Origin of the sequence: Mesorhizobium sp. RCC_202 (genome assembly GCF_041355295.1) — a bacterium.
Classification (GTDB): domain Bacteria; phylum Pseudomonadota; class Alphaproteobacteria; order Rhizobiales; family Rhizobiaceae; genus Mesorhizobium.
On record NZ_JBFUPO010000003.1, the window covers coordinates 366,665 to 390,406 of the forward strand.

Below are 23,742 nucleotides of genomic sequence, written 5' to 3' on the forward strand. Positions count from 1 at the left end.
GCCGAGAAGGCGGCGCGATAGTGGAAAAATGACGTAACATATTGTTTCGATTTATGTTTTAGCGCGCACTCGGCGGTGCGGGACTGCGCCCGCCTCAAGCCGCGTCGCCGCCATTCTTCCCGATTTCCCCATTCTTCCCAATCTCATCGAGATAGAACTTCTTGCTTGGCTGCAGATGGTCGACGCAGAGCTGCGCCAGCACCCAATTGTCGCGGCGCTTCAGCGCCTCGATCATCATTTCGTGGTGTCGGCGCGACACGTCGAGCTGCTCGGGATCGGCCAGCGAATTGGCGCGCACCGGCAGGCTGAGCCGCATATATTGCTCGATCGACGACACCAGATAGTCGTTGCCGCAAGCCGAGAACATGGTCAGGTGGAAGCGGTCATTGGCCTCGTGGATGCCGCGCAAATAACGCGCATCGACATGGGCGCTGTAGAGCCGGTGGATCTCGGTCAACTCCGCGATCAGCGCCTCGCTTGCCGGCAGCGGGATCATCAGCGCCGCCTGCCGCTGCAAAAGCTCGCGCACCTCGTAGATCTGTCCGACCTCTTCGGGTGAAAGCCGTCGCACCATGGCGCCCTTGTTGCGCTCGCGGGTGACGACGCCGAGTTTTTCGAGCTGGTAGAGCGCCTGGCGGATCGAGTGGCGCGACACCGGGAAGCGGGCCAGAAGCACATCCTCCACCAGCCGCGTGCCCGGCGCCAGGCGGCCGAAGATGATGTCTTCCTCCAGCGCCCGCACGACATCGGCTTCCTTGCCGCCATAATCGGTCGTGGTGAGCATCGGCGTCCTCGGTTACGTCGGTCACTCTAACATTACGGCATGCTACGAAAATAGCATTCTGCGTTCGCGGGACTGGATGCTAGGCTTCAACCGTGCGCATGCGAGGGCAGGGCGTGAGCGCGCCGAGGAGGAACAAGAAGCGGAGTGCACGGACCCGCATTTTTCAGGCACACGGACACAACTGTTGAACCATCGCGAGGCCGGCGCATTGGCGCGGCTGGCCACAAGGGAGGAACCACCAGTGAAAGCATCCTATATCGTTTCGGCCGCTCTGCTCGCGGCAAGCGCTCTGCCGGCGGCGGCCGGCGAAATCTCCGACGGCAAGGTCAAGATCGGCATCCTCAACGACCAGTCCGGCGTCTATGCCGATTTCGGCGGCAAATGGTCGGTCGAGGCCGCCAAGATGGCGGTCGAGGACTTCGGCGGCAAGGTGCAGGGCGCACCGATCGAGATCGTCAACGCCGATCATCAAAACAAGGCCGACATCGCCTCCAACATCGCGCGCCAATGGTACGACACCGAGCAGGTCGACGCGATCATGGAGCTCACCACCTCGTCCGTCGCGCTCGCCGTCCAGGGCATTTCCAAGGACAAGAAGAAGATCGACATCGTCACCGGCGCGGCTTCCTCCGACCTCACCGGCAAGCAGTGCTCGCCCTATGGCTTCCACTGGGCCTATGACACGCATTCCCAGGCGGTCGGCACCGGCGGCGCGCTGGTGCAGCAGGGCGGCGACAGCTGGTATTTCATCACCGTCGACTATGCCTTCGGCTATTCGCTGAAAGAGCAGACCGCCAAGCTTGTCGAGGCGAGCGGCGGCAAGGTGCTGGGCGAAGTGCGCTATCCGCTGGGCTCGACCGACTATTCCTCCTTCCTTTTGCAGGCGCAGTCCTCCGGCGCCAAGGTCGTTGGTCTCGCCAATGCCGGCCTCGACACCTCCAACGCCATCAAGCAGGCAGCCGAGTTCGGCATCGTCGCCGGCGGCCAGCGGCTGGCCGCACTTCTGTTTACGCTGGCCGAAGTGCACGGTCTCGGGCTGCAGGCGGCGCAAGGCGTCGTGCTGACCGAAGGCTATTATTGGGACCGCGACGACGAGAGCCGCAAATTCGCCGAGCGTTTCTTCAAGCGCACCAACCGCATGCCCAACATGATCCAGGCCGGCACCTATTCAGCGGTGCTGCAATACCTGAAAGCAGTCGACAAGGCCGGCACCGACGCGACCGAGGCGGTGGCCAAACAGCTGCATGAAATGCCGGTCAACGACGTCTTCAGCGCCAATGGCAAGGTCCAGGCCGACGGCTCGATGGTGCACGACATGTATCTCTACCAGGTCAAGAAGCCGGAAGAGTCGAAGAAGGACTGGGACTACTACAATTACCTGGCGACCATTCCGGGCGACAAGGCATTCCTGAAAGCCGAGGAAAGCGGCTGCCCGCTCGTCACCAAGTGACGGTCGAAACCGCCACCGCCGTCCGCCGGGACGGCAGCGAAGAGATGCCGCGGGTGGTGCTGTCCGCCCGCGGCCTGAGGCGCGACTTCGCCGGCTTCGTCGCCGTGAAGGATGTCGACCTCGACGTCCACCATGCGAAAATCCATGCGCTGATAGGCCCGAACGGCGCCGGCAAGACCACCATCTTCAACCTTCTGACCAAGTTCCTGCAGCCGACCGCCGGCCGCATCGAATTGCTCGGCACCGATATCACCCGCGCGCCGCCGGCGAAGGTCGCGCGCATGGGCCTCGTGCGCTCGTTCCAGATCTCGGCGATCTTTCCGCATCTTTCTGTCCTCGACAATGTGCGCGTCGCGCTGCAGCGCCCAAGCGGACTGGGCCACCAGTTCTGGCGCCCGGTCTCGGCGCTCGACCAACTGACGCCGCGAGCGCGCGAGTTGCTTGCCATCGTCGGCCTCGAAGACGCCGCGCACCGGCTCGCCGGCGATCTGTCCTACGGCCGCAAGCGCGTGCTCGAGATCGCCACCACGCTGGCGCTCGATCCGAAAGTGCTTCTGCTCGACGAGCCGATGGCCGGCATGGGGCATGAGGATGTCGGCATGATCTCCGGCATCATCCGCTCACTGGCAAAAGACCGCGCCGTGCTGATGGTCGAGCACAATCTTACCGTCGTCGCCGATCTCTGCGACTGGATCACCGTGGTGCAGCGCGGCCAGGTGCTGGCCGCCGGCGACTACAAAACCGTGAGCCGGGACGAGCGCGTGCGCGTCGCTTACATGGGGACCGAGCATGAAGGGGAACGGGCATGAGTGGGGCGGGCATGAGCGAGCCGCTGCTTGCCGTGCGCGACCTCAATGCCTGGTATGGCGAAGGCCATGCGCTGCACGGCGTCAACCTCGACATATTTCGCGGCGAGACCGTCACGCTGCTTGGCCGCAACGGCGTCGGCAAGACGACGACCCTGCGCGCCATCATGGGGCTGATCCGCAAGCGGACCGGCAGCGTCACTTTCAAAGGCAAGGATCTGATGCGCCTGCCGCTGCACCGCGTCGCCCATCAGGGCATCGGCTTCGTGCCGGAGGAACGCGGCATCTTCGCCACGCTGACCGTCGACGAGAACCTGATCCTGCCGCCGGTGGTCGCCAAGGGCGGCATGAGCGTGGAGGAGATCTTCGAGCTCTTCCCCAACCTCAAGGAGCGCCGCAACAGCCAGGGCACGAAACTGTCGGGCGGCGAGCAGCAGATGCTGGCGATCGCGCGAATCCTGCGCACCGGCGTCGAGATGCTTTTGCTCGACGAGCCGACAGAGGGGTTGGCGCCGGTCATCGTTCAGCGTATCGGCGAGTTGCTGGCAACGTTGAAAAAGCGCGGCATGACCATCCTCCTGGTCGAGCAGAATTTCCGCTTCGCCGCCCGCATCGCCGACCGCTTCTACCTGATGGATCACGGCAAGGTGGTGCAAGGCTTTCCGGTCGGCCAGCTTTCCGCGCACACCGACAAATTGCACGAGGTGCTGGGGGTATGAGCGGGACAAATGTCCATTGGATGACCGCTACCTGGCAGGCGCTGGCGCCGCCCCTCATCTGGCTGCCGCCATCTTCTCCCCGTAAACGGGGAGAAGGGACGCTTTGGCCGCCGCTTTCGCCAACCGCCAACGTCGCAGGAGGAGAGCCGGCGCCGCGCTCAGCCTCTTTCTCCCCGTTCACGGGGAGAAATGCCCAGCAGGGCAATGAGGGGCGGCGCCTGCGTCAACAATCGGCCGCACCGCATTCAACGGACATCTCGGTGCTGGCCCCATGACCATGATCTTCGGCATTCCGATCCAAGCGCTTCTCGGCCAATTGCTGGTTGGCCTGATCAACGGCTCCTTCTATGCCATGCTCAGCCTGGGGCTGGCCGTCATCTTCGGCCTGTTGCGCATTATCAATTTCGCCCATGGCGCGCTCTATATGCTTGGCGCCTTCATTGGCTATCTGCTGCTCGTCCATCTCGGCATCGGCTACTGGCCGGCGCTGATCATCGTGCCCCTGGCCGTCGGCCTGTTCGGCATGGTGGTGGAGCGCGTGGCGCTGTCCAGGCTCTACCGCCTCGACCCGCTCTACGGCCTGCTTTTCACCTTCGGTCTGGCCCTGGTCATCGAAGGCGTGTTTCGCTACTTCTTCGGCGTCTCCGGCAATCCCTATGCCGTGCCGGCGCAGCTCGCCGGCGGCACCAATCTCGGCTTCATGTTCCTGCCCAATTATCGCGGCTGGGTGGTGGTCGCCTCGCTCGTCGTCTGCATCGGCACATGGCTTTTGATCGAAAAGACCAGGCTCGGCTCCTATCTGCGCGCCGCGACCGAGAATCCCGAGCTGGTGCAGGCCTTCGGCGTCAACGTGCCGCTGCTCTTGACGCTCACCTATGGTCTCGGCGCCGCCCTTGCCGGGCTGGCCGGCATCCTCGCGGCGCCCGTCTACCAGGTCAGTCCGCTGATGGGCTCGGACCTGATCATCGTCGTCTTCGCCGTCGTCGTGGTCGGCGGCATGGGCTCGATCCTCGGCGCTATCGTCACCGGCTATATGCTCGGCCTCGCCGAAGGCCTGACCAAGGTCTTTTACCCGGAGGCGTCGAACCTCGTCGTCTTCGTCATCATGGCGATCGTGCTGCTGTTGCGACCGGCCGGCCTGTTCGGAAGGGACGCCTGAGATGAGCGAGGCGACCCTTCACGAAGAACGCGCCGCGGCTTCGCTCAGGCTGGAGCGCATCCTGGTGGCGCTGGCCATCGTGGCGCTGATTGCCGCGCCCTTCCTCATCTACCCGATCTTCATCATGAAGATGCTGTGCTTCGCGCTCTTCGCCTGCGCCTTCAACCTGCTGCTCGGCTACACCGGGCTGCTGTCCTTCGGCCATGCCGCCTTCTTCGGCGGCGCGGCTTATTTCTGCGCCTACGCGGTAAAAGCCTGGGGTTGGCCGCCCGAGGCCGGCATTCTGCTCGGCACCGTCGGCGCGGCTGGCCTCGGGCTCATCATGGGCTTCCTCGCCATCCGCAGGCAAGGCATCTATTTCTCGATGATCACGCTGGCGCTGGCGCAGATGTTTTATTTCTTCTGTGTCCAGGCGCCTTTCACCGAGGGCGAGGACGGCATTCAGGGCGTGCCGCGTGGAACGCTCTTCGGCGTCATCGATCTTAACGTCACCATGAACATGTATTTCTTCGTGCTTGCCATCTTCCTGATCGGCGTCTTTGCCATCTGGCGCATCGTCAACTCGCCCTTCGGCATGATCCTGCGCTCGATCAGCGAGAACGAGAACCGCGCCATTTCGCTGGGCTATTCGGTCGGCCGCTACAAGCTCGCCGCCTTCGTCATGTCGGCGGCCCTTGCGGGTTTGGCTGGCGCCACCAAGGCCATCGTCTTCCAATTCGCCACGCTCACCGACGTCACCTGGCAGATGTCGGGCGAAGTGATCCTGATGACGCTGCTCGGCGGCATCGGCACCATGGCCGGCCCCGTGGTCGGCGCCGGCCTCGTCGTCGGCCTGGAGAACACGCTAGCCACCTCCGGCTTCCCGGTGACCATCGCCACCGGGCTCATCTTCATGGTGTGCGTGCTGATCTTCAGGCGCGGCATTGTCGGGGAGGTTTATGCGCGGTGGCTGAGACGGGCGCCAAGCGGCGGCAATTAGGCAGCCGCTTCGTATCGTTCGATCTCCTTAAGCTCTTCCTGTAGCGACGCGCCCTCGACAGCCAGATCGTAACTGGCCTGCATGTTCATCCAGAACTGCGGTGTGGTGCCAAAAAACTTCGCAAGCCGCAAAGCCGTGTCCGGCGTGACCGGCGTGGTCTCGTTGGCAAGGCGCTCGATGCGGGTGCGCGGCACATGAAGCTTCTTGGCCAGCGTGTAGGGCTTCAGATCGAGGGGCTCAAGAAATTCCGTCCTCAGAATCTCGCCTGGATGAATAGGAACATCGAGTTTGATCATTTCTTCACCCCATCGGGAAGGGCGCCCTGGCTTGGTTGTCTTGTCCTTGAACGACCGGATCATCCGGTTTCCAGGATTCGTATCGTGTCATGATACGTTGCTTGCGTCAACAAAAAGTATCGCGGTATGATACGCGGCACGCCTTCCAAAACGCTACGCTGACCCACCCACCGGCACCTCAAGTCCCATCTTCACCCGATCCATCGCCACGAACGTCCGAAACCTTTTGACGTTGTTGTTTTCGAAGAACAGCCGCCGGGTCAGCGCCTCGTAGTCGGCCATTGAAGCCACGGTGACGACGAGGATGAAATCGGCCTCGCCGGTGACGTAGTAGCATTGCTGCACCTCGGGCACTTCGGCAAAGCCGCGCTTGGCGGCGTCGATCAGCTCGGCGCGTTCGCTCTCGACCTCGACCTCGACGAAGATGGTGATCGGGTGGCCGACCTTGGCCGGATCGACCAGCGCGACATTGGCGCGGATGACGCCGGTTTCCTCCATCCGCCGGATGCGCCGCTGCACCGCCGGGGCCGACAGGTTCACCTTCTCGCCGATCACCCGCTGTGGGGTGGTGTTGTCCTTCTGCAGGATGGCGAGGATGGCGCGGTCGAAGGCGTCGAGATTTGGCGGAACGGGCATCGGCGACATCCAGACGAAACAAACTTGCAATCGGCTCGCCGAAACAGAGCGCATTTCTCAGGCGCTCTGCAATAGATTTCCGGGGCATGAAACGGGGGAAACCATGATCCTGCTCAATCGACGTCCCGAATACAGGCAATTACTGGCGGCGGCCGACGCTGCCGCGCTCGGCATTGCCGGCGCCGAGGAGGCAGAGCGTTTCTTGAGGGCGCGCGACAGCCACTCCGAGACGCCGCTGCATGTCTTGCCGGCGCTGGCGGCCGAACTCGGCATCGCGGCATTGCACGTCAAGGACGAGGGCAGGCGTCTCGGCCTTGGCAGCTTCAAGGCGCTGGGCGGCGCCTATGCCGTCATCCGGCTGGTGCTCGAAGAGGCCGGCAAGCAACTCGGCCGCAAGCTCGATGCGGGCGAGATCGGCGATGCGAAGGTGCGGGCGATCGCCGCGCGGATGACCTTCTGTTGCGCCACCGACGGCAACCATGGCCGCTCGGTCGCGCAGGGGGCCGGCCTGGTCGGCGCTCGCTCGGTGGTCTTCGTCCATGCCGGCGTCAGCCCCGAGCGTGTCGCGGCGATCGCCCGCTATGGCGCCGAGATGGTCAGGGTCGACGGCGGCTACGATCATTCGGTGCGCGAGGCCGCCCGCATCGCCGCCGAGCGCGGCTGGACGGTCGTCTCCGACACCTCCTGGCCGGGCTATGAGCGCATTCCGGGCCTGGTCATGCAGGGCTATACGGTGATCGTGCGCGAGGCGTTGCGGCATCTGCCGGAGCCACCCACCCATGTCTTCCTGCAGGCCGGCGTCGGCGGCTTCGCCGCGGCGATTGCCGGCCATCTGGCGATCCTGCTTGGCGAGCGGCGGCCGAAGATCGTCGTGGTCGAGCCGGCGCGGGCGGCCTGCGTCTACGCCACGGCCGAGGCGGGGCGTCCGGTAAAAATCCCGCATGACCAACCGACCGTCATGGCGATGCTGGAATGCCATGAGCCGTCGCTGGTCGCCTGGCGGGTGCTTTCGCGCGTCGGCGACGCCTTCATGACGGTGGAGGAGGACGATGCGGTCGCGGTGATGAACCGGCTGGCGCGGCCCAAGGGCGGCGATCCGGCGATCGTTGCCGGCGAGAGCGGCGGGGCGGGGCTTGCCGGGCTGATCCGGGCCGCCGGTGACATCGGCATGCGCGCCGCGCTCGGTCTCGACGGCCAATCCCGCGCGCTCATCATCAACTCCGAAGGCGCGACCGACCCCGGCCGTTACGCCGAACTGGTGGGGATGGCGCCGGAAGGTGTAGCGCGAGCCATGCAGCCGGCGTGAGCAATCTGACGATCAATGCCGATCGCCTCATCAGGCGCATCGAGGAGCTCGGCAGCCTTGGCCGCGATGCGCAGGGCCGGCTCGTGCGCGTCGCCGCCTCGGATATGGATCGCCTCGGCCGCGACCGCCTGGTCAGCTGGCTGAAAGAGGCCGGGCTCGAGGTCGCCGTCGACCGCATCGGCAACATTTTCGGCATCTGGCGGGACAATGCCAATACCGATCTGGCGCCGGTCATGCTCGGCTCGCACATCGACACGGTGATCGACGCCGGCATCTATGATGGCTGCTATGGCGTGCTTGCCGGACTGGAAGCGATCGAGAGCCTGAAGGAGGCCGGCTTCGCGCCGGCGCGTCCGCTTGTCGTCGCCGCCTTCACCAACGAGGAAGGCGTGCGCTATTCCCCCGACATGATGGGTTCGCTGGTCTATGCCGGCGGCGTCGGCATCGAGGACGCTCTGGCCGCTGTCGGCACCGACGGCACGGTGCTGGGCAAGGAACTGGAGCGCATCGGCTACGCCGGTCAGCATCAGCCCGGCTTCCTCAAGCCGCATGTCTATGTCGAGCTGCATGTCGAACAGGGGCCGGTGCTGGAGCGCGAAGGCATCGCCATCGGCGCGGTCGAGAACCTGCAAGGCATTTCCTGGCAGCGCATCACGATCGACGGCGAGGCCAATCACGCCGGCACGACGCCAATGGCGATGCGTCGCGATGCCGGCGTCGCCGCCGCGCGGGTGATCTCCTTCATCGCCGACCGCGCCAGTGCCTCGCGCGCACGCACGGTCGCCACCGTCGGCACCATCGCTTTCGAGCCGAACGCCATCAACGTCATCCCGGCGCGGGCAATTTTCACCATCGACCTGCGCGATCCCAATGAAGCGAGCCTCAAGGCGGAGGAAGCAGCCCTTGCCGCCTTCCTCGACGAACTTGCCGCAAGCGCCGGCGTCACCGTCCAGGCCGAAAGCCTGGCGCGTTTCGAGCCGGTGACGTTCGACGCGCGCGTCGTCGCGCTGATCGAGGCCGGCGCCAAGGCCGCAGGTCTTTCCTGCCGGCGCATGACGTCGGGCGCCGGGCATGACGCGCAGATGATTGCGCGCATCGCGCCGTCGGCGATGATCTTCGTGCCGAGCCGTGGCGGCATCAGCCACAATCCGGCCGAGTTCACCGCTGCCGGCGAGCTCATCGCGGGCGCCAACATACTGCTCGGTGTCACCGCCGGACTGGCGGTTGACTGACCACAAAAGCGGGCCGCAAAACGAAAAAGCGTGGATGACTGACTTTGAGGCAGACAATTACACCCAAAAATAGTTCAGTCGACCACGTCGCGTTCTATCGCAGCCGGGATCTGGCGACATCGGGAAGAAACAAACTTCGATCACTAGCAAAATAGTTCTCACGTTCATCAATGCAATTCAGTGCCTCGAAAAAGAATGCCATGATGCTGCTCAACCAACGTCCCGAACACAACCAGCCGTTGGTCGCGGCCGACGCCGAAGCCCTCGGCATGGCGGGCGCCGAGCGCGCCGGGCATTATCTCAAGGCGCGCGACAATCATGTCGAAACACCTTTGCACGCCTTGCCGGCGCTGGCCGGCGAGCTCGGTATCGCCGCCCTTCATGTCAAGGATGAGGGCCAGCGCCTTGGCCTTGGCAGCTTCAAGGCGTTGGGCGGCGCCTATGCCGTCATCCGGCTGGTGCTGGAGGAGGCGGGAAAACGCCTCGGCCGCGATGTCGATGTCGCCGAGATCGGCGACGCAAGGGTGCGCCGGATCGCCTCGGAAATGATCTTCGTCTGCGCCACCGATGGCAACCATGGCCGGTCGGTGGCGCAGGGCGCCGGCCTGGTCGGGGCGCGATCGGTGATCTTTGTCCATGCCGGCGTGAGCCGCGAGCGTGTCGAGGCCATCGCCCGCCTCGGCGCCGAGATCGTGCAGGTCGAGGGCGGCTACGATCATGCGGTACGCGAAGTCGCCCGGGTCGGCGCCGAGCGCGGCTGGAAGATCGTCTCCAACACGTCCTGGCCAGGCTATGAGCGCATCCCGGGCCTCGTCATGCAGGGCTATACGGTAATCGTGCGCGAGGCATTGCGGCATCTGGCCGAGCCGCCCACCCATGTCTTCCTGCAGGCCGGCGTCGGCGGCCTCGCGGCGGCGATTGCAGGCCATATGGCGATCCTGCTTGGCCTGAAGCGGCCCAAAACCGTTGTTGTCGAGCCGACGCGCTCGGCTTGTATCTATGCCTCGGCCGAGGCCGGACGTCCGGCGACAATCTCGCATCAGGGCCCGACCGTCATGACGATGCTCGAATGCGCCGAGCCGTCCTTGATCGCCTGGCGCGTGCTTTCGCGCGTCGGCGATGCCTTCATGACGGTCGAGGAAGAAGACGCGGTCGCGGTGATGAACCGGCTGGCGCGGCCCAAGGGCAATGATGCGGCCATCGTTGCCGGCGAGAGCGGCGGGGCAGGGCTGGCCGGACTGATCCGCGCCGCGGGCGACGTGGCCATGCGGGCGGCCCTCGGTCTCGACGCCGCGTCCCGCGTGCTCATCATCAACTCCGAAGGCGCGACCGACCCCGACCGCTACGCCGAGCTGGTTGGCATGGCGCCGCAGGATATTGCGCTGCAGCCTGCCTGACGACGCAAGCCGCCCGAAATGGGAGTCGCAATGACCGATCTCGATGCTTTGCACCGCGAGATGACCGCATGGCGGCATGATCTCCACGCCCACCCGGAATTCGGCTTCGAGGAGAAGCGCACCTCGGCGTTCGTGGCGGAAAAACTCCGCGCGTTCGGCCTGGAGGTCGCCGAGGGTATCGGCGGCACCGGCGTCGTCGGCACGCTGACCCGGGGCAGCGGCAACCGCGCGATCGCGCTGCGCGCCGACATGGACGCGCTGCGCATCGCAGAGCAGGGGAATGCACCCCATCGCTCGCGGACGCCCGGCACCATGCATGCCTGCGGCCATGATGGCCATACCGCGATGCTGCTCGGCGCCGCCAGGCTGCTGGCCGACGAAGGCGGGTTTGACGGCACGGTGCGTTTCATCTTCCAGCCGGCCGAGGAATGGGGCAAGGGCGCGCTCGCCATGCTCGACGACGGCCTGCTCGAGCGCTTCCCCTTCGAGGAGATTTTTGGCCTGCACAACATGCCGGGCCTGCCTGTCGGCCATTTCGAGACCCGGAGCGGCCCGGTGATGTCGGCCGAGGACAATTTCGAGATCGTGCTGAAAGGCCTTGGCGGCCACGCGGCACGGCCGCATGCCGGCCGCGAGACGCTGGTCGCCGCCTGCGCGCTGGTGGTCAACCTGCAGACGATAGTCTCGCGGCGGCTCAGCCCCGCCGACATCGGTGTCGTCTCGGTCACCGAGCTCATCACCGACGGTACCCGCAACGCGCTGCCCGGCATGACCCGCATCCTCGGCGATTGCCGCAGTTTCCGGTCAGAGGTGAGCGCCGCGATCGAAGCGGAGATGCGCCGCATCGCCGAGGGCACGGCGCAAGCCTATAATGTCGATGCCGAGATCACTTACACGCGCGAATTCGTGCCGTTGATCAACGACGCGGCGCTTGTCGAGGAGGCCTTCGCGGCAGCCCGGACTGTGCTGGCCGACGATGCCGTTGGCATCGCGGCCGACGACGCTGTTCGCGTCGCGGCTGAGCCGATGACGGCGTCGGAGGATTTCGCCCGCTTCCTCGACCATGTCCCCGGCTGCTTCGTCTTCCTCGGCAACGGCGACACCGCGCCGCTGCACAATCCGGCCTATGACTTCAACGACGCAGGCCTGCTGCACGGCGCGCGGTTTCATGCGGCGGTGGTGCGGAGGAGGCTGGCGGTGAGCGTTTAGCCAATCTCCCCCCTTGTGGGCGATATGCCCGGCAGGGCAGAGGGGGGCGCTGTCCCGCCGGCCTTTCAGGTCTTCGCAGTCAAACGCCCTCGGTTGATGGCTGCCCTCGATTAATGGCTGATCACAAGTTTCAACCAACGCCGCGATCCATCGCGCCCCCTCTGGCCTGCCGGCCATCTCCCCCACGAGGGGGGAGATCAGCTGTACCCCGGTAACTCTTTCTTGTCTCGTTTCGGGCAGAATTGCGCGACGGGGGGTGGAAGACAAACAGGGCATGGCGGACGACAAGACACGCAAGGCGGAGTTCTGGGCACTGGCGCTTGACCGCGCTCATCTGGGCCTCTGGGACTGGAATCTATCGACCGGCGACTGTTACTACTCGCCGACCTGGTCGAAGATGCTGGGCTATGCCGAGGGCGAACTCGCCTATACGCCCGACCTCTGGCTCAACCTCGCCCATCCCGACGACCGCCAGGGCGCGATTGACAGCGGCGACCGGCATATTGCCGGGCTGACCCCGTCCATCGAAACCGAGCTGAGGCTGCGCCACAAGGACGGCCACTGGATCTGGGTGCTCGACCGCGGCGGCGTCGTCGAGCGCGACGCCGAAGGCCGGCCGCTCAGGCTGATGGGCGTCCAGACCGACATCACCAGGCAGAAGGAAGCCGAAGCCGCGCTCGACGAGGTCAATGTGCGCTTCCGCCTGGCGCTCGCCGCCAGCGGCACCGGCATCTGGCACTACGACGTCGGCACCAACAAGAGCTATTGGGACGCCCGCACCCGCGAGATTTTCGGCCATGTTGCCGAAAGCGACGAGGTGTCCGCCGATCTCTGGCACACTTTTCTGCACCCGGACGAAAAGGAAGCCACCGAGCGCGCCCACCGGATGTCGCTGGGCAGCGACAGCGTCATTGCCGTGCAGTATCGCATCATCCGCCGCGACGGCGAGTTCCGTCACATCGAGTCGCTGGTTCGCTTCATCGCCGGCGTCGGCTCGGCCGGACAGTTCCTTGGCACCGTGCGCGACATCACCGAGGAGAAGATGCGGGCCGAGGAGCTGGCCTACGCCGCCAACCATGACGCGCTGACCGGGCTGCTCAATCGCGCCGCCTTCGACCGGCTCCTTGCCGAAAACATCGCCATGGCGGAGCGGCTGCCGCTCGCCGTCTTCTATGTCGACCTCGACTACTTCAAGGCGCTCAACGACTATGCCGGCCATGCCGCCGGCGACCTGGCGCTGAAAAGCGTCGCGGCCGGCATCCTCGCCAGCCTGCCGGCGTCCGCGCATGCCGCGCGGCTTGGTGGCGACGAATTCGCGCTTCTGGTGCCGACCTGCGACGACGCCTGCGCCGAGCGCCTCGCCCGCGCCGTGCTTGCCGCGGTGCGCGATGCCGATCTCGGCTCCGCGGTCACCTCGCGCCGGCTGGCCGCCAGCATCGGCATCGCCTTCGTGCGTGACCGCACCATGGCGGTGGCCGACGCGCTCGCCTGCGCCGACGACGCCTGCTACGCCGCCAAGGCCGGCGGCCGCGACCGTTTCGCGGTGTTCTCGCCGGAGACGGCATCTGGTGCCGGCGGCCTCAACGCCGCGCGGCTCGCCGCCGACCTGGTCGATGCCATGGAGGACGGCCGGCTGAAACTCTACGGCCAGGAGATCCATCGCCTCGGCCTGCCCTGGGAAGACAGCCGCCATGTCGAGGTGTTGGCAAGGCTTGAGGCGCGCAACGGCAAGATGATCCCGCCGGGCGACTTCATGCCGGTGGCCGAACGCTTCGGCCTTGCCGCGAGGCTCGATCGCTGGATCATCCGCACGGCGCTCACCCGCCATGGCGAGGCGATGCGCGCAGGCGCCATCTCGCTCGGCTTCAACCTGTCGGCACAGACATTGTCGGACCCGCAGCTATGGGATTTCGCCGACCAGGCCATTGCCGACAGCGGCGCGCCGGCGTCGGCAATCGGCTTCGAGATCACCGAGACCGCCGCCGTGACCAATTTCGCCGCCGCGGCCGACTTCGTGCGCAAGGCGCGCGAGCGCCACTGCCGGGTCAGCCTCGATGATTTCGGCGCCGGCATGAGCTCGTTCGAATATCTCAGGCGCTTCCCCATCGACGCCATCAAGATCGATGGCTCCTTCATCGAGCATATCGCCGAAAGCCGTTTCGACCGCGAGATCGTCTCCGCGATCGCCGGTATCGCCCGGTCGATGGGCGCGGATGTGGTGGCCGAGAAGGTCGAGGAAAAGAGCGCGCTGGAGATCCTGCAAGGCATGGGCGTCGCCTATGGCCAAGGCTATCTCCTGCACCGGCCCGAGCCGCTGGAAGCGATCGTGGCGCGGGCGATGGGCGCCGTCGGGGAGAAGCGGGTCGGCTGATACAGCCCGGTCTCCCCAACGGAGGGCTCGGCCATCAATGATGCGCATGGCCCTCATTGCGCTTGCGCGTTGCCGCCGCTTTCTTTGCCGAAGCGGAGCGTTCCGCCGCCGGGCGATCGGCGGACGCCTTGCCACCTGTCCTGCCGCCCTTATGCGCGGCCGGATGTCCGGTGTGCTCGCCGCGCCCCGATCCGCCTTCCTTCTTGCCGCCGCCATCGTCCTTGTTGACGGTTGCCCAGGCGCGCCGCTCGGCTTCCTTGTCGGAAACGCCGCGCTTCTCGTAGCCTTCGGCGATGTGGTCGGCCTTGCGCTCCTGCTTGTCGGTGTATTTCGATTTGTCACCACGTGGCATTTTTCTTCTCCCTGGTCATAACGGGCCGATCAGCCCTGCTTGCGCAGCCCCGCCGCCTTCTTGCGGCGCAGCACTTCGTCCGTGCCGACGATGTCCTTGGCGCCGCCGCTGATGGCGGTGGAGACGACGGCCGGCGGGTCGCTCGCCGGAAAACTGTCTTCCAGGCCGGACTGCAACTGCTCTTCCAGCGTGTCCGGATTCTCCGAACGGCCCTCGGCGCGGCGGCCTTCGATTTCTTCGAGATCGTGCTTGGCGTCGGGATGCGCGCGGACATTGCGCAAAGTCGACACCACAAGCTCGATGGCGAATTCCTTCATCGCTTCCGCATGTGGCGCGGCGACATCCGTCTGCTCGACCAGATCGATCAGAGACCGTTCGAGCTTGTCCAGTTCCTTGATCCCCTGGCAGCGCGCCAGCTTCTCGGCCAGCGCATTCATCAAGAGCGGAGCGAAGGTGGAATAGGCATGTAAGCGCGCCTCGTCGACGCGTTCGGGGTGAAGTGTGTGCAGCGACATCGGTGCCTCCGTCGGATCATCTTGCCAAGCCGGTGCGACCAAGCCTCATGCCGGACGCTTCTAAGGCAACTGGAGGGCAAGCAAGAGGTTCCATCGGATGGAGGAGTCTGGGCTCCACCCAACATCCGGTAAGGGAACCAGTCGGACTAAAGTCCGAACTCGGGGAGCATAGGGCCGAGGGCTGCAACCAAAACCAGATCCGCGACTTGTTAAGCGGCCGGCGAGAAAGCCCCCTCTATCGTCGGCTGTTTCAGGGTGCCCGCCGATTCCCCCAGTGCCATTCTCGGCGGGCACCCAATCAGCCCCCCCGCGATTGACTTCGGAAGCGAGACGTTTTGACCTCTATCTCAACAAAGCCTGCCCGGCACGATGCCGCGAGCCTTCCCGCCAACGACAATCAACCAGACAGCCGCGCCGATTTGTCGTTCCTCGATCTCCTCAACAGCGATGAGGAGGTTGCCGAGATTGCCAGGCGCGCGGAACGTCTTGGCCACATCGTGCTGGTGGTCATGGCGCTTTGCTTCATCGGCGCACCGGCGTTGTACCTGGCCTCGCTCTACCCCTAGATTAGTGGCCGGCAAGGAAGTCGCCGAGGATCTTGGCCGTCTCGGCCGGCAATTCCTCGGGAAAGAAATGCCCCCCGGGCATTGCCTTGCCGCTTACATCGTCGGCCCAGTTCCGCCACAGGCCGAGCGGCCCGCCGTCATCCGCATACCATTCGGCCAGCGCGCCGTGATCGCTCCATAGCGAAAGCAGCGGGCAGGCGATGCGGCGGCCGGCTTCGCGGTCGGTACGGTCGTGCTCACGGTCGAGCGAGGCGGCGGCGCGATATTCCTCGCAGATCGCATGGATATGGGCCGGGTCGCGCAGCGCCTGGACGTAGGCCTGCCGGACCTCGGCCGGGAAAGCGCGCGGCGACGAGCCCCAGCCGCTGAGCGCATTGTCGACGATCGCCCCGGCGGCGGCTGCCAGGATCGCCTCCGGCAGCGGCTCGGGCTGGGCCAGCAGCGACCACGGCCAGTAGCCGAGCGCCAGCCTGGCATCGGCACGATCCCAGACATCGGCGGTTGGAACGATGTCGAGCACGGCAAGTCTGTCGACACGATCCGGATGGTCGAGCGCCAGCCGGTAGGCGACGCGTCCGCCGCGGTCATGGCCGGCGAGGTGGAAGCGCTGAAAGCCGAGCCTGTCCATCAGCCGCACCAGATCGCCGGCCATGGCGCGCTTGGCGTAGGGCGCATGATCGGCAGCCGAAGGCGGGCAGGAGCTTTGCCCGTAGCCGCGCAGATCGGCGCAGATGACGGTGAAATCCTTCACCAGCCTCGGCGCCACGTCGCGCCACATCAGATGCGTCTGCGGAAAGCCGTGCAGCAAGAGCAGGCCGGATCCGCTGCCGCCGCGCCGGATGAAAATCCGCGCCTCGCCGGTGTCGACTTCGGCGCTCTCGAAATCCTCGAACATCGAGACGAAACGGCTGGCGCCAGCGATGGTTGCTTGATCGTGGCGGCCGCCTTGCGCGATTCAACTCCAGGCCGAATCCAGGGTCAGCGATGCCTCGAAGATCTCCCGCTTCTCGTCGCGCACCTTCACGGTGATCGTCAGGTTTTTGCCGACAGGCATCTCGTCGCGGGCAACGTCGTGCAGGATGCGTAACGCCTCCATGCCGGCGCGCTCGCGGTCGGCGAACAACTGCCCTTCGCTGTCGTGCTGGCTGTGTTCGGTGTTGTACAAGTCGAAATAGAAGCGCTGCATCGGTACCCCTGGCGATTTCGAATTCAATTCCTGTCGCGGCCTATCGTTCCAAGCAGCTGATCAAGAAAAGAAATTCGCCGACCGGGCGTTCAGATCAAAAGTGTTTTGCCTGCAACCAGTCCCAAGCTGACAACGTTAGGCATGGCGGACGCGGCGACAGGAAGAACCGGATGCTCGAACCACTCTATCTCAACCTTGGCCAGCACGATGCTCTCTCCGAGGCCGAGAAGGCACTGTTGGCCGGCGCCATGTCGGTTGAAAAATACTTCGGCACCGGCGAGGACATCGTGGCGGAGTTCTCCAGGCCGGGCTTCAGCACGCTGATCATCGATGGGCTCGCTGCCCGCTACAAGGTGCTGGAGGATGGCGGGCGTCAGTTCACCTCGCTGCAGGTCGCCGGCGATTTCGTCGACCTGCACGCCTTCCTGCTGAAGACGATGGATCACGGCATCGTCGCGCTCTCACCCTGTCACGTCGTGGTGGCGGACCACGGCAAGCTGAAGGCCATCACCGAGCAGGCGCCGCATCTGACCAGGCTGCTGTGGCTGGATACGCTGGTCGACGGCGCCATCCATCGCGAATGGATCGTAGCCATGGGCCGCCGGTCCAAGACCTCGCATCTGGCGCATCTGATCTGCGAGCTGTTCGTGAGGCTGCAGGTGGTGAAGAAGACAAGCGACATGAGCTTCCATCTGCCGCTGTCGCAGGCCGAGCTTGCCGATGTGCTTGGCCTGTCGGTCGTCCATATGAACCGGGTGATCGGCACTTTGCGCCGCATGGACGTGATCAGCTGGGCGAGCCACAGGATCACCATTCTCGACTGGCAGCGCCTGGTTCAGATTGCCGAGTTCGACCCGACCTATCTCAGCATGAACCGGGAGCCGCGCTGAAGCGGTTCGACCAGCGCGTCGCCGGCCTTCCGTCTGGTGGCTAGCTGCCCGGCGAGCCTTCGCCATTACGCCACAGCCGGTCGAGCATGGTGAGCGCCGCGCTCGGGCTCGCCGGTTTCAGCAGGCCCTGCTGCGCTGCGACCTTCTTGAAGGCGGCAAAGGCGATCGCCGGCCGGCAAAGCCCCGCCATCGCGTCGTCCACCAGGCGCGCCGCTTCGCGATAAGCCGGCGCTTCCTTGTTCTTCCAGGTGCCGGCAAGCGCCTTCTTCGCGTCGGCGATGGTGGCGACCACCATCGTGCCGCCGCTGACGAAGCGAATGGTGAGGGGCAAAAACCGGCTCATGCCTCTCTCACCATCCAAGCCATTGTTGCGTGCGCCAAGCGAGGCCGACAAAGGGCGCGACTGTCACCATGGCGGTTGCGAGAACGAGAAGCGGGCTGTTCATGCGGAATGATTTCATGGTGCACCCTAAAGATTGGAGTGGCGGTAAACGACGATGTCGCCATTCAGTTGCATGCGGCTGGCTGGCCAGCGCTACATATTGCTCGCCGGCCGGATCGGTGGCGCCGGCCGATATGGCGGGCGCGGTCGCGGCCGCAATGGCATGTCGGCCAGCGAGGCTCGGATCGGCCTTACTGCGGGCAGCGGTGCGGCGGCATGCCGGCGCTGCAAGGCGGCCGAGAGCGTGCCGATCAGATTGCGAATTTCCATGGGACTCCTCCTCGAGAGTCCCCCCAATGCATGAGGTCTAACATCCCGGCGCTTTGAGCGCATTTAACTTTGATGTAGCAGGCTTGAACCGGGAATAGGGGCCGAAGGCCAACCTTTTGCGCCGGCATGCGTTGTCTCCAAAAGGAGATGACGATGACAACCAGCATTCGAGCGAAAGCCGATACGTCAAAGGCAGCGCGCCGGCAGCGCAGCGTGCAGCGCAAGGTCGATGCCAGGGATCGCCGCAAGCCGGCGCCGAAATCGCCGGGCGCCATGCAGGCCGGCGCGCGCGATTATCCGGCGCCGCCGTTCCCGAAGCAGCACCACCCCAAGCCCGGCGCGGAATGGGCGGTCGAGCCGCCGCCGCTTTACGATGCGCCGTTCTGGCAGGGATCGGGCAAGCTCGCCGGCAAAGTCGCGCTGATCACCGGCGGCGATTCCGGCATCGGCCGCGCGGTGGCCGTGCTGTTTGCGCGTGAAGGCGCCGACGTCGCCATCGTCTATCTGAGCGAGGACCGCGATGCCGAAGCAACCAAGGAAGCCGTCGAAGCCGAGGGCAGGCGCTGCGTCACGCTGCGCGGCGATGTCGCCAAGCGTGCTTTCTGCCGCAAGGCGGTCGAGCAGACGGTGAAGGCCTTCGGCGGTCTCGACGTCCTGGTCAACAACGCCGCCTTCCAGGTGCATTCAACCGAATTCGCCGATCTCACCGAGGCGCATTTCGACACCACGCTGAAGACCAATCTCTACGGCTATTTCCATATGGCGCAGGAGGCCGTGCCGCACATGAAGCCGGGCTCGGCGATCGTCAACACCGGCTCGGTCACCGGCATCGAGGGCTCGAAGGAGCTGGTCGACTATTCGATGACCAAGGGCGGCATCCACGCCTTCACCCGTGCGCTCTCCGGCAACCTGATCGGCAAGGGCATCCGCGTCAACGCGGTCGCGCCGGGCCCTGTCTGGACGCCGCTCAATCCGTCCGAGAAGAAGGCCGAGGATGTCTCGCAGTTCGGCGCCAAGACGCCGATGAAGCGGCCGGCCCAGCCTGAGGAGATCGCGCCGGCCTATGTGTTTTTGGCCTCGCCGCAATGCTCCAGCTACATCACCGGCGAGATCCTGCCGATCATCGGCGGCTATTAGGAGGATCCCATGAGGAAAGCTCTTTTCACGGCGGCCATGTTTCTGCTCTCGGCGCTGCCGGCCGCAGCCCAGACGGCCGACCAGCCGCAGGTTCCGCAGGACTGCCAGGCACAGCCCGACAGCAACAATGGCGGCAATGGCGCGCAGAAGCAGGATGGCCAGCAGTCCGATAATCTTTCCGGCAGCCTGCAGCCTTGCGGCGGCGTGCTGAAGCCGCCGCCGACCGGTGACGACAACGCCACTCAGCCGCCGGCCGACGGCAGCCAGATGCCGGTGATCAAGCCCGGCCAGGTGCCGCCGCAGACTTCGAAATAGGCGCTGTCCAGACGGCCTCATCTTCGGGTCAGGCCTGACGCAGTCTGGACAACCGGCCAGGATGCGGAACCATCGCGCTTGCCCCGAATTATGCTCCGGCGGGCCGCGTCGGCCGGACCTGGTGGCAAAGAGAACAGGGTGGATTTTCTCCGGCTTCTCGCCCTGGCCAACGAAAAGGCAGTCGAGCTCTTGTCCCACCCGGCCCGTATCGCATCGGGCGGGGCAGGACATGGCAAAGAGGGCAAAATCCAGAACAGCGGCGACCAGGTCGCGCAAGGCCGGTCGGCGCCTCAAGGCACCGTCTGCTGTTGCCGCACCGCTGCGGCGTCCCGCGATAACGGCAAGCTGGGTTGCGGAAGGTTGGATCCTTTTTCGTGAAAGCGTCACCGGCTACGTCAACGACAATGCGCTGAGCCACGGCGCCGCGATGGCCTTCTATGCCACGACCTCGCTGGCGCCCATCCTGTTGATCGTGGTGGCCATCGCCGGCTTCGTCATTGGCAACGATGCCGCTCAACTGGCGCTCTCGGCCGAGATTTCCGGCGTGATGGGCACGCAAAGCGCCGACCTTCTGAAGGCGACCATCGAGAGCGCCGCGCATCGCTGGTCGGGCACCTTGGCCACGCTCATCGGGCTGGTCACGCTCTTCGTCACGGCCTCGGGCGTCTTCGGCGAGATGCAGCAGTCGCTGAACGAGATCTGGAAGGTGAAGCCCAACGGCGTGTCGTTGACCAGGATGGTGCGGGCGCGCGCCGTCAGCCTTGGCCTGGTCGCCGCCCTTGGCTTCCTGCTCCTGGTTTCGCTGGCGGCCAGCACTGCGATCGCGGCGCTCGGGACGCTCATCGACCAGCGCCTGCCGTTTGGAACGCTCATCATCAGCCTTATCAACACGACCGTCTCCTTCGTGCTGATCGCGTTGCTCTTCGCCGCGATCTACAAGATCCTGCCGGACCGCTCCCTGAAATGGCGCGATGTCGGCATCGGCTCGGTCGTCACGGCGCTGCTCTTCACCATCGGCAAGTCGCTGATCGGCTGGTACATCGGCACCAGCGCCATCGCCACCTCCTATGGTGCGGCCGGCGCGCTGATGGTGGTGCTGGTCTGGGTCTATTATTCGGTGCAGATTTTTCTGTTCGGCGCCGAGATCACGCGCGCCTATTCGGTGCGGCGCGGCAGCCGAAAGGACCTGGCGAAGGTCGTGGCCGCCGATGCCCGGGCCGCGTCCAATGCGCCAAAAAAATGACATCGCATGCCGGGAAGAAGAGCCTAGCGCTTCTCCTCCTGACGCTTCTCGATCTCATAGGTAAGCCAGCGGCAGAACATGCCGACGATGGAGGTCGCGGCGCCACCAAGCAGGCAGGCAATCAGCAACGGGCTTTTGGATGCGCTGGACCAGCTGACGATGGCCAGCAGCGTCACGCTGATTGTCGAGATCAGATAGCCTATGCCTTTGAGCAGGTGTAGCGATGGTCTGGTCATCCGGCACGTCCTTTCGCCCAATGGAACTGTCGGACTTGACCTAAGTTCCGCCTTGCCGGCCGGGCGACCCTTGGCGTTGGCGACATTCATGCCGAGGGCCCATGCGGCTGGTCGCATCGTCCGAATCGCTCACCGGAATGGCGTAGGCGGTCGAGACATCGCGGACGGCAGAAGGGCGGGACCGAGATCCCGCCCCAAGCAATGGCGCCGTCTGCGGCGCCGAGGCGTGCAACCCTCGGCCCTACGCCGCTTCGGCTGCCAGATTGACGGCGGATTCGGCAAGCTGGGTGAGGGCCACGTCGGTCTCTTTCTCCTCGCCCAGCGTCTTGTCCAGAAGATTGACCGCTTCATTCAGCCCGAGCTCGGCGGCCCAGGTCCTGAGCGTGCCGTAGCGCGAGATTTCATAATGCTCGACCGCCTGAGCGGCGGCCAGCAACCCGGCATCGAGCGCCGGCGAGCCCTTGTATTCTTCCATGATCTCGGCGCCCTCTTCGGTGATGCCCATGATCGCCGCGCAGGTCTTGCCGACCGGCTTCTTGTCGATCACCGCAAACACTTTCTCGAGCCGCGCGACATGCTCTTCCGTCTGGCCGCGATGCTTCTCGAATGCCGCCTTCAGGCCGCCGTCCTGCGCCGCCTTGGCCATCTTGGGCAGGGTGGCGAGAATCTTCTTCTCGGCAAAATAGATATCCTTCAGCGTGTCGTGGAAAAGTTCATTCAGGCCCTTGTTCGAGGCCGCTTTCGTCGTCGCCATGTTTTTCATCTCCTGGTGAGGTTGGATCAGCACCAACCCGCCCGGTGCGAACATGTTCCAAATTGAATTTTTGCGGCGCGACGCCGAAACCAATCAATAGTTATTGACCATTGTGAATTGGAAGCGATCGACGCCGGCAGCCCGATCCTCCTATCCCCGGTCCTCCTAGACGACCCATTGCGCGATGAGGCCGACGGCTGAAGCCGCCATCGCCAATGTCGACAGCCAGCCAAGCGCGCGCAGCCAGCCTTGAACGGGGAATTCCCCCATGATGTCGGTGCGGGCTGCCATCAACATCATGACGATCATGACGGGAACGGCGCACATGCCGTTGATGACGGCGCTCCAATAAAGCGCCTTTATCGGGTCGATGGGGGTGAACATGATCCCGGTGCCGAGCGCGGTGGCAATGGCAAGCGTGGCGTAAAACGCTATCGCTTCCTTCGGCTTGCGCTGCAGGCCGACCGGCCAGCGTAGCGCTTCCCCGACCGCGAAGGCCGCCGAGCCCGCCAGAACCGGCACCGCCAACAGGCCGGTGCCGATGATGCCGGCCGAGAAGACGATGAAGGCAAATTTTCCCGCCGCCGGCTCCAGCGCCTTGGCGGCATCCGTGGATGAGCCGATATTCGTCACCCCTGTCTTGTGAAGCGTCGCGGCCGTGGTGAAAATAATCGCGACGGCGATCAAGTTCGAAAAAGCCATTCCGACCAGTGTGTCGGCGCGTATCCGCTGGAATGCCTTGGGCGCCTGCCATGGAGCCCATCGCAGTGGCTTGGCTTTCGGCTTGAGTTCCTCTTCTTCGACTTCCTGCGAGGCTTGCCAGAAGAACAGATAAGGCGAGATCGTCGTGCCGAGGATCGCGAGCAGCGTGGTGAAGAAAGCGCCACTCCATTCGATATGCGGGATGAAGACACCCTTGGCGGCTTCGGCCCACGGCATCTTGATCGCGAACATGGCGATGACATAGGCAAAGAGGCTCAAGGTGGCCCATTTGAGGACCGTCACGTAACGGCTGTAGTCGAGAAAGACGATCGCCGAAACACAGATGGTTGCGAAAGCGATCACATATAGCGAACTCGGCCCGCCGAGCAGCATTTTCAACGCATCGGCCATGGCGCTGAGATCGGCGCCGATGTTGATGACGTTTGCGACGAACAGCAGCGTCACCACGCAATAGACCAGCGAGACGGGATAGTGGCGGCATAGGTTGCCGGAAATGCCCTTGCCCGTGGTGCGCCCGATGCGGCCGGCAATCTCCTGGATCGCCGCCATCAGCGGAAAGGTGAACAGCATGACCCAGCCGATGTTGAAACCGAGCTGCGCGCCGGCCTGGCTGTAGGTTCCGATGCCGGAGGGATCGTCGTCGGACGCGCCGGTGATGAAGCCGGGCCCGATCGTGCGAAGGAATTTTTGGAAAGGCCCCTTGGCCGAAGGGTTGCTTTGTTCCGTCTGAATTTGCGCACCGACTTCGGTCATGGCCTGCCTTTCGATT

Annotated in this window: 27 protein-coding genes; 15 read left to right on the forward strand and 12 right to left on the reverse strand. The window is 64.8% G+C overall.

The window, feature by feature from the left end:
* Window positions 1–94 precede the first annotated feature (94 nt).
* A complete protein-coding gene (locus AB6802_RS09135) occupies window positions 95–784 on the reverse strand; it encodes a GntR family transcriptional regulator (protein ID WP_371009741.1) in 690 nt (229 codons plus the stop codon).
* Between the two features lie 241 nt (window positions 785–1,025).
* Between AB6802_RS09135 and AB6802_RS09140 the strand changes: the two genes are divergently transcribed.
* The 5 genes from AB6802_RS09140 (at window position 1,026) to AB6802_RS09160 (ending at window position 5,897) form a co-directional block, all read left to right on the forward strand.
* Window positions 1,026–2,234, forward strand: coding sequence for an ABC transporter substrate-binding protein (locus AB6802_RS09140; RefSeq protein WP_371009742.1), 1,209 nt, complete (start codon window positions 1,026–1,028; stop codon window positions 2,232–2,234).
* 44 nt (window positions 2,235–2,278) lie between these two features.
* A complete protein-coding gene (locus AB6802_RS09145; protein ID WP_371009972.1) occupies window positions 2,279–3,043 on the forward strand; it encodes an ABC transporter ATP-binding protein in 765 nt (254 codons plus the stop codon).
* A gap of 11 nt (window positions 3,044–3,054) precedes the next feature.
* Window positions 3,055–3,759: an ABC transporter ATP-binding protein gene (locus AB6802_RS09150; protein ID WP_371009973.1), complete on the forward strand. Its 705-nt coding sequence runs from the start codon at window positions 3,055–3,057 to the stop codon at window positions 3,757–3,759.
* A gap of 271 nt (window positions 3,760–4,030) precedes the next feature.
* Window positions 4,031–4,918: a branched-chain amino acid ABC transporter permease gene (locus AB6802_RS09155; protein WP_371009743.1), complete on the forward strand. Its 888-nt coding sequence runs from the start codon at window positions 4,031–4,033 to the stop codon at window positions 4,916–4,918.
* 1 nt (window position 4,919) lies between these two features.
* On the forward strand, window positions 4,920–5,897 hold the full coding sequence (locus AB6802_RS09160; RefSeq protein ID WP_371009744.1) for a branched-chain amino acid ABC transporter permease: 978 nt from the start codon (window positions 4,920–4,922) through the stop codon (window positions 5,895–5,897).
* Here AB6802_RS09160 and AB6802_RS09165 read toward each other — a convergent pair.
* Entirely contained in the window at window positions 5,894–6,193 is a 300-nt protein-coding gene (locus tag AB6802_RS09165) for a HigA family addiction module antitoxin (RefSeq protein ID WP_371009745.1), read from the reverse strand. The two genes, AB6802_RS09160 and AB6802_RS09165, sit on opposite strands and share 4 nt — an antisense overlap.
* A gap of 153 nt (window positions 6,194–6,346) precedes the next feature.
* Window positions 6,347–6,829, reverse strand: a complete 483-nt coding sequence (locus AB6802_RS09170; protein ID WP_371009746.1) for an Lrp/AsnC family transcriptional regulator — start codon at window positions 6,827–6,829, stop codon at window positions 6,347–6,349.
* A 103-nt stretch (window positions 6,830–6,932) separates the two neighbouring features.
* Between AB6802_RS09170 and AB6802_RS09175 the strand changes: the two genes are divergently transcribed.
* The 5 genes from AB6802_RS09175 to AB6802_RS09195 all read left to right on the forward strand — a co-directional run bounded on the left by AB6802_RS09175 (window position 6,933) and on the right by AB6802_RS09195 (window position 14,344).
* The gene (locus AB6802_RS09175) at window positions 6,933–8,135 is read left to right on the forward strand and encodes a diaminopropionate ammonia-lyase (RefSeq protein WP_371009747.1); all 1,203 of its coding nucleotides are present in this window, start codon (window positions 6,933–6,935) and stop codon (window positions 8,133–8,135) included.
* The gene (locus AB6802_RS09180) at window positions 8,132–9,367 is read left to right on the forward strand and encodes a Zn-dependent hydrolase (RefSeq protein WP_371009748.1); all 1,236 of its coding nucleotides are present in this window, start codon (window positions 8,132–8,134) and stop codon (window positions 9,365–9,367) included. The genes AB6802_RS09175 and AB6802_RS09180 overlap by 4 nt, the downstream gene beginning before the upstream one ends.
* Before the next feature lie 200 nt (window positions 9,368–9,567).
* Window positions 9,568–10,764: a diaminopropionate ammonia-lyase gene (locus AB6802_RS09185; RefSeq protein WP_371009749.1), complete on the forward strand. Its 1,197-nt coding sequence runs from the start codon at window positions 9,568–9,570 to the stop codon at window positions 10,762–10,764.
* A 30-nt stretch (window positions 10,765–10,794) separates the two neighbouring features.
* On the forward strand, window positions 10,795–11,973 hold the full coding sequence (locus AB6802_RS09190; protein ID WP_371009750.1) for a M20 aminoacylase family protein: 1,179 nt from the start codon (window positions 10,795–10,797) through the stop codon (window positions 11,971–11,973).
* Between the two features lie 274 nt (window positions 11,974–12,247).
* On the forward strand, window positions 12,248–14,344 hold the full coding sequence (locus tag AB6802_RS09195) for an EAL domain-containing protein (RefSeq protein WP_371009751.1): 2,097 nt from the start codon (window positions 12,248–12,250) through the stop codon (window positions 14,342–14,344).
* Window positions 14,345–14,378: 34 nt separating this feature from the next.
* On the opposite strand, the gene AB6802_RS09200 is transcribed toward AB6802_RS09195, so the two are convergent.
* Window positions 14,379–14,696 (reverse strand): plasmid stabilization protein, encoded by a 318-nt coding sequence (locus tag AB6802_RS09200; RefSeq protein WP_371009752.1) that lies wholly within the window; start codon window positions 14,694–14,696, stop codon window positions 14,379–14,381.
* Window positions 14,697–14,725: 29 nt separating this feature from the next.
* Window positions 14,726–15,211: a hypothetical protein gene (locus tag AB6802_RS09205; RefSeq protein WP_371009753.1), complete on the reverse strand. Its 486-nt coding sequence runs from the start codon at window positions 15,209–15,211 to the stop codon at window positions 14,726–14,728.
* A 335-nt stretch (window positions 15,212–15,546) separates the two neighbouring features.
* Here AB6802_RS09205 and AB6802_RS09210 point away from each other — a divergent pair, with 335 nt between their 5' ends.
* Entirely contained in the window at window positions 15,547–15,777 is a 231-nt protein-coding gene (locus AB6802_RS09210) for a hypothetical protein (RefSeq protein WP_371009754.1), read from the forward strand.
* A gap of 1 nt (window position 15,778) precedes the next feature.
* On the opposite strand, the gene AB6802_RS09215 is transcribed toward AB6802_RS09210, so the two are convergent.
* Both AB6802_RS09215 and AB6802_RS09220 read right to left on the reverse strand, forming a co-directional pair.
* Window positions 15,779–16,672: an alpha/beta fold hydrolase gene (locus AB6802_RS09215; RefSeq protein ID WP_371009755.1), complete on the reverse strand. Its 894-nt coding sequence runs from the start codon at window positions 16,670–16,672 to the stop codon at window positions 15,779–15,781.
* 60 nt (window positions 16,673–16,732) lie between these two features.
* A complete protein-coding gene (locus AB6802_RS09220; protein ID WP_371009756.1) occupies window positions 16,733–16,963 on the reverse strand; it encodes a hypothetical protein in 231 nt (76 codons plus the stop codon).
* 170 nt (window positions 16,964–17,133) lie between these two features.
* Here AB6802_RS09220 and AB6802_RS09225 point away from each other — a divergent pair, with 170 nt between their 5' ends.
* The gene (locus tag AB6802_RS09225) at window positions 17,134–17,853 is read left to right on the forward strand and encodes a Crp/Fnr family transcriptional regulator (protein WP_371009757.1); all 720 of its coding nucleotides are present in this window, start codon (window positions 17,134–17,136) and stop codon (window positions 17,851–17,853) included.
* Between the two features lie 40 nt (window positions 17,854–17,893).
* Here AB6802_RS09225 and AB6802_RS09230 read toward each other — a convergent pair whose 3' ends face one another.
* Together AB6802_RS09230 and AB6802_RS09235 are read right to left on the reverse strand one after the other, a co-directional pair.
* Window positions 17,894–18,196, reverse strand: a complete 303-nt coding sequence (locus tag AB6802_RS09230) for a DUF982 domain-containing protein (protein ID WP_371009758.1) — start codon at window positions 18,194–18,196, stop codon at window positions 17,894–17,896.
* Between the two features lie 192 nt (window positions 18,197–18,388).
* Window positions 18,389–18,565, reverse strand: coding sequence for a hypothetical protein (locus AB6802_RS09235; RefSeq protein WP_371009759.1), 177 nt, complete (start codon window positions 18,563–18,565; stop codon window positions 18,389–18,391).
* 153 nt (window positions 18,566–18,718) lie between these two features.
* On the opposite strand from AB6802_RS09235, the gene AB6802_RS09240 reads away from it, so the two are divergent.
* From AB6802_RS09240 to AB6802_RS09250, 3 genes are all read left to right on the forward strand, one after another.
* Window positions 18,719–19,702 carry an SDR family oxidoreductase gene (locus AB6802_RS09240; protein WP_371009760.1) on the forward strand — a complete coding sequence of 328 codons (984 nt, stop codon included), beginning with the start codon at window positions 18,719–18,721 and terminating at the stop codon, window positions 19,700–19,702.
* Window positions 19,703–19,711: 9 nt separating this feature from the next.
* Window positions 19,712–20,017 (forward strand): hypothetical protein, encoded by a 306-nt coding sequence (locus AB6802_RS09245; RefSeq protein WP_371009761.1) that lies wholly within the window; start codon window positions 19,712–19,714, stop codon window positions 20,015–20,017.
* A gap of 229 nt (window positions 20,018–20,246) precedes the next feature.
* Window positions 20,247–21,260 (forward strand): YihY/virulence factor BrkB family protein, encoded by a 1,014-nt coding sequence (locus tag AB6802_RS09250; RefSeq protein WP_371009762.1) that lies wholly within the window; start codon window positions 20,247–20,249, stop codon window positions 21,258–21,260.
* 23 nt (window positions 21,261–21,283) lie between these two features.
* Here the strand turns inward: AB6802_RS09250 and AB6802_RS09255 are convergent, their stop codons facing one another.
* The 3 genes from AB6802_RS09255 to AB6802_RS09265 form a co-directional block, all read right to left on the reverse strand.
* Window positions 21,284–21,496: a hypothetical protein gene (locus tag AB6802_RS09255; RefSeq protein WP_371009763.1), complete on the reverse strand. Its 213-nt coding sequence runs from the start codon at window positions 21,494–21,496 to the stop codon at window positions 21,284–21,286.
* Window positions 21,497–21,737: 241 nt separating this feature from the next.
* Complete coding sequence (locus AB6802_RS09260; protein ID WP_371009764.1) at window positions 21,738–22,250, reverse strand: ferritin-like domain-containing protein; 513 nt, start codon at window positions 22,248–22,250, stop codon at window positions 21,738–21,740.
* 165 nt (window positions 22,251–22,415) lie between these two features.
* Complete coding sequence (locus AB6802_RS09265; protein ID WP_371009765.1) at window positions 22,416–23,726, reverse strand: NRAMP family divalent metal transporter; 1,311 nt, start codon at window positions 23,724–23,726, stop codon at window positions 22,416–22,418.
* Window positions 23,727–23,742 lie beyond the last annotated feature (16 nt).

Excerpts from the sequence above, each read along its gene's own strand:
- AB6802_RS09185 (WP_371009749.1), top strand. The coding sequence starts at position 9,568 with ATGATGCTGCTCAACCAACGTCCCGAACACAACCAGCCGTTGGTCGCG.
- AB6802_RS09225 (WP_371009757.1), top strand. The coding sequence starts at position 17,134 with ATGCTCGAACCACTCTATCTCAACCTTGGCCAGCACGATGCTCTCTCC.
- AB6802_RS09220 (WP_371009756.1), bottom strand. The coding sequence starts at position 16,963 with ATGCAGCGCTTCTATTTCGACTTGTACAACACCGAACACAGCCAGCAC.
- AB6802_RS09255 (WP_371009763.1), bottom strand. The coding sequence starts at position 21,496 with ATGACCAGACCATCGCTACACCTGCTCAAAGGCATAGGCTATCTGATC.
- AB6802_RS09160 (WP_371009744.1), top strand. The coding sequence starts at position 4,920 with ATGAGCGAGGCGACCCTTCACGAAGAACGCGCCGCGGCTTCGCTCAGG.
- AB6802_RS09250 (WP_371009762.1), top strand. The coding sequence starts at position 20,247 with ATGGCAAAGAGGGCAAAATCCAGAACAGCGGCGACCAGGTCGCGCAAG.
- AB6802_RS09205 (WP_371009753.1), bottom strand. The coding sequence starts at position 15,211 with ATGTCGCTGCACACACTTCACCCCGAACGCGTCGACGAGGCGCGCTTA.
- AB6802_RS09170 (WP_371009746.1), bottom strand. The coding sequence starts at position 6,829 with ATGCCCGTTCCGCCAAATCTCGACGCCTTCGACCGCGCCATCCTCGCC.
- AB6802_RS09240 (WP_371009760.1), top strand. The coding sequence starts at position 18,719 with ATGACAACCAGCATTCGAGCGAAAGCCGATACGTCAAAGGCAGCGCGC.
- AB6802_RS09175 (WP_371009747.1), top strand. The coding sequence starts at position 6,933 with ATGATCCTGCTCAATCGACGTCCCGAATACAGGCAATTACTGGCGGCG.
- AB6802_RS09195 (WP_371009751.1), top strand. The coding sequence starts at position 12,248 with ATGGCGGACGACAAGACACGCAAGGCGGAGTTCTGGGCACTGGCGCTT.
- AB6802_RS09190 (WP_371009750.1), top strand. The coding sequence starts at position 10,795 with ATGACCGATCTCGATGCTTTGCACCGCGAGATGACCGCATGGCGGCAT.
- AB6802_RS09215 (WP_371009755.1), bottom strand. The coding sequence starts at position 16,672 with ATGTTCGAGGATTTCGAGAGCGCCGAAGTCGACACCGGCGAGGCGCGG.
- AB6802_RS09230 (WP_371009758.1), bottom strand. The coding sequence starts at position 18,196 with ATGAGCCGGTTTTTGCCCCTCACCATTCGCTTCGTCAGCGGCGGCACG.
- AB6802_RS09145 (WP_371009972.1), top strand. The coding sequence starts at position 2,279 with ATGCCGCGGGTGGTGCTGTCCGCCCGCGGCCTGAGGCGCGACTTCGCC.
- AB6802_RS09235 (WP_371009759.1), bottom strand. The coding sequence starts at position 18,565 with ATGGAAATTCGCAATCTGATCGGCACGCTCTCGGCCGCCTTGCAGCGC.
- AB6802_RS09265 (WP_371009765.1), bottom strand. The coding sequence starts at position 23,726 with ATGACCGAAGTCGGTGCGCAAATTCAGACGGAACAAAGCAACCCTTCG.
- AB6802_RS09135 (WP_371009741.1), bottom strand. The coding sequence starts at position 784 with ATGCTCACCACGACCGATTATGGCGGCAAGGAAGCCGATGTCGTGCGG.
- AB6802_RS09165 (WP_371009745.1), bottom strand. The coding sequence starts at position 6,193 with ATGATCAAACTCGATGTTCCTATTCATCCAGGCGAGATTCTGAGGACG.
- AB6802_RS09245 (WP_371009761.1), top strand. The coding sequence starts at position 19,712 with ATGAGGAAAGCTCTTTTCACGGCGGCCATGTTTCTGCTCTCGGCGCTG.
- AB6802_RS09260 (WP_371009764.1), bottom strand. The coding sequence starts at position 22,250 with ATGGCGACGACGAAAGCGGCCTCGAACAAGGGCCTGAATGAACTTTTC.
- AB6802_RS09200 (WP_371009752.1), bottom strand. The coding sequence starts at position 14,696 with ATGCCACGTGGTGACAAATCGAAATACACCGACAAGCAGGAGCGCAAG.
- AB6802_RS09155 (WP_371009743.1), top strand. The coding sequence starts at position 4,031 with ATGACCATGATCTTCGGCATTCCGATCCAAGCGCTTCTCGGCCAATTG.
- AB6802_RS09150 (WP_371009973.1), top strand. The coding sequence starts at position 3,055 with ATGAGCGAGCCGCTGCTTGCCGTGCGCGACCTCAATGCCTGGTATGGC.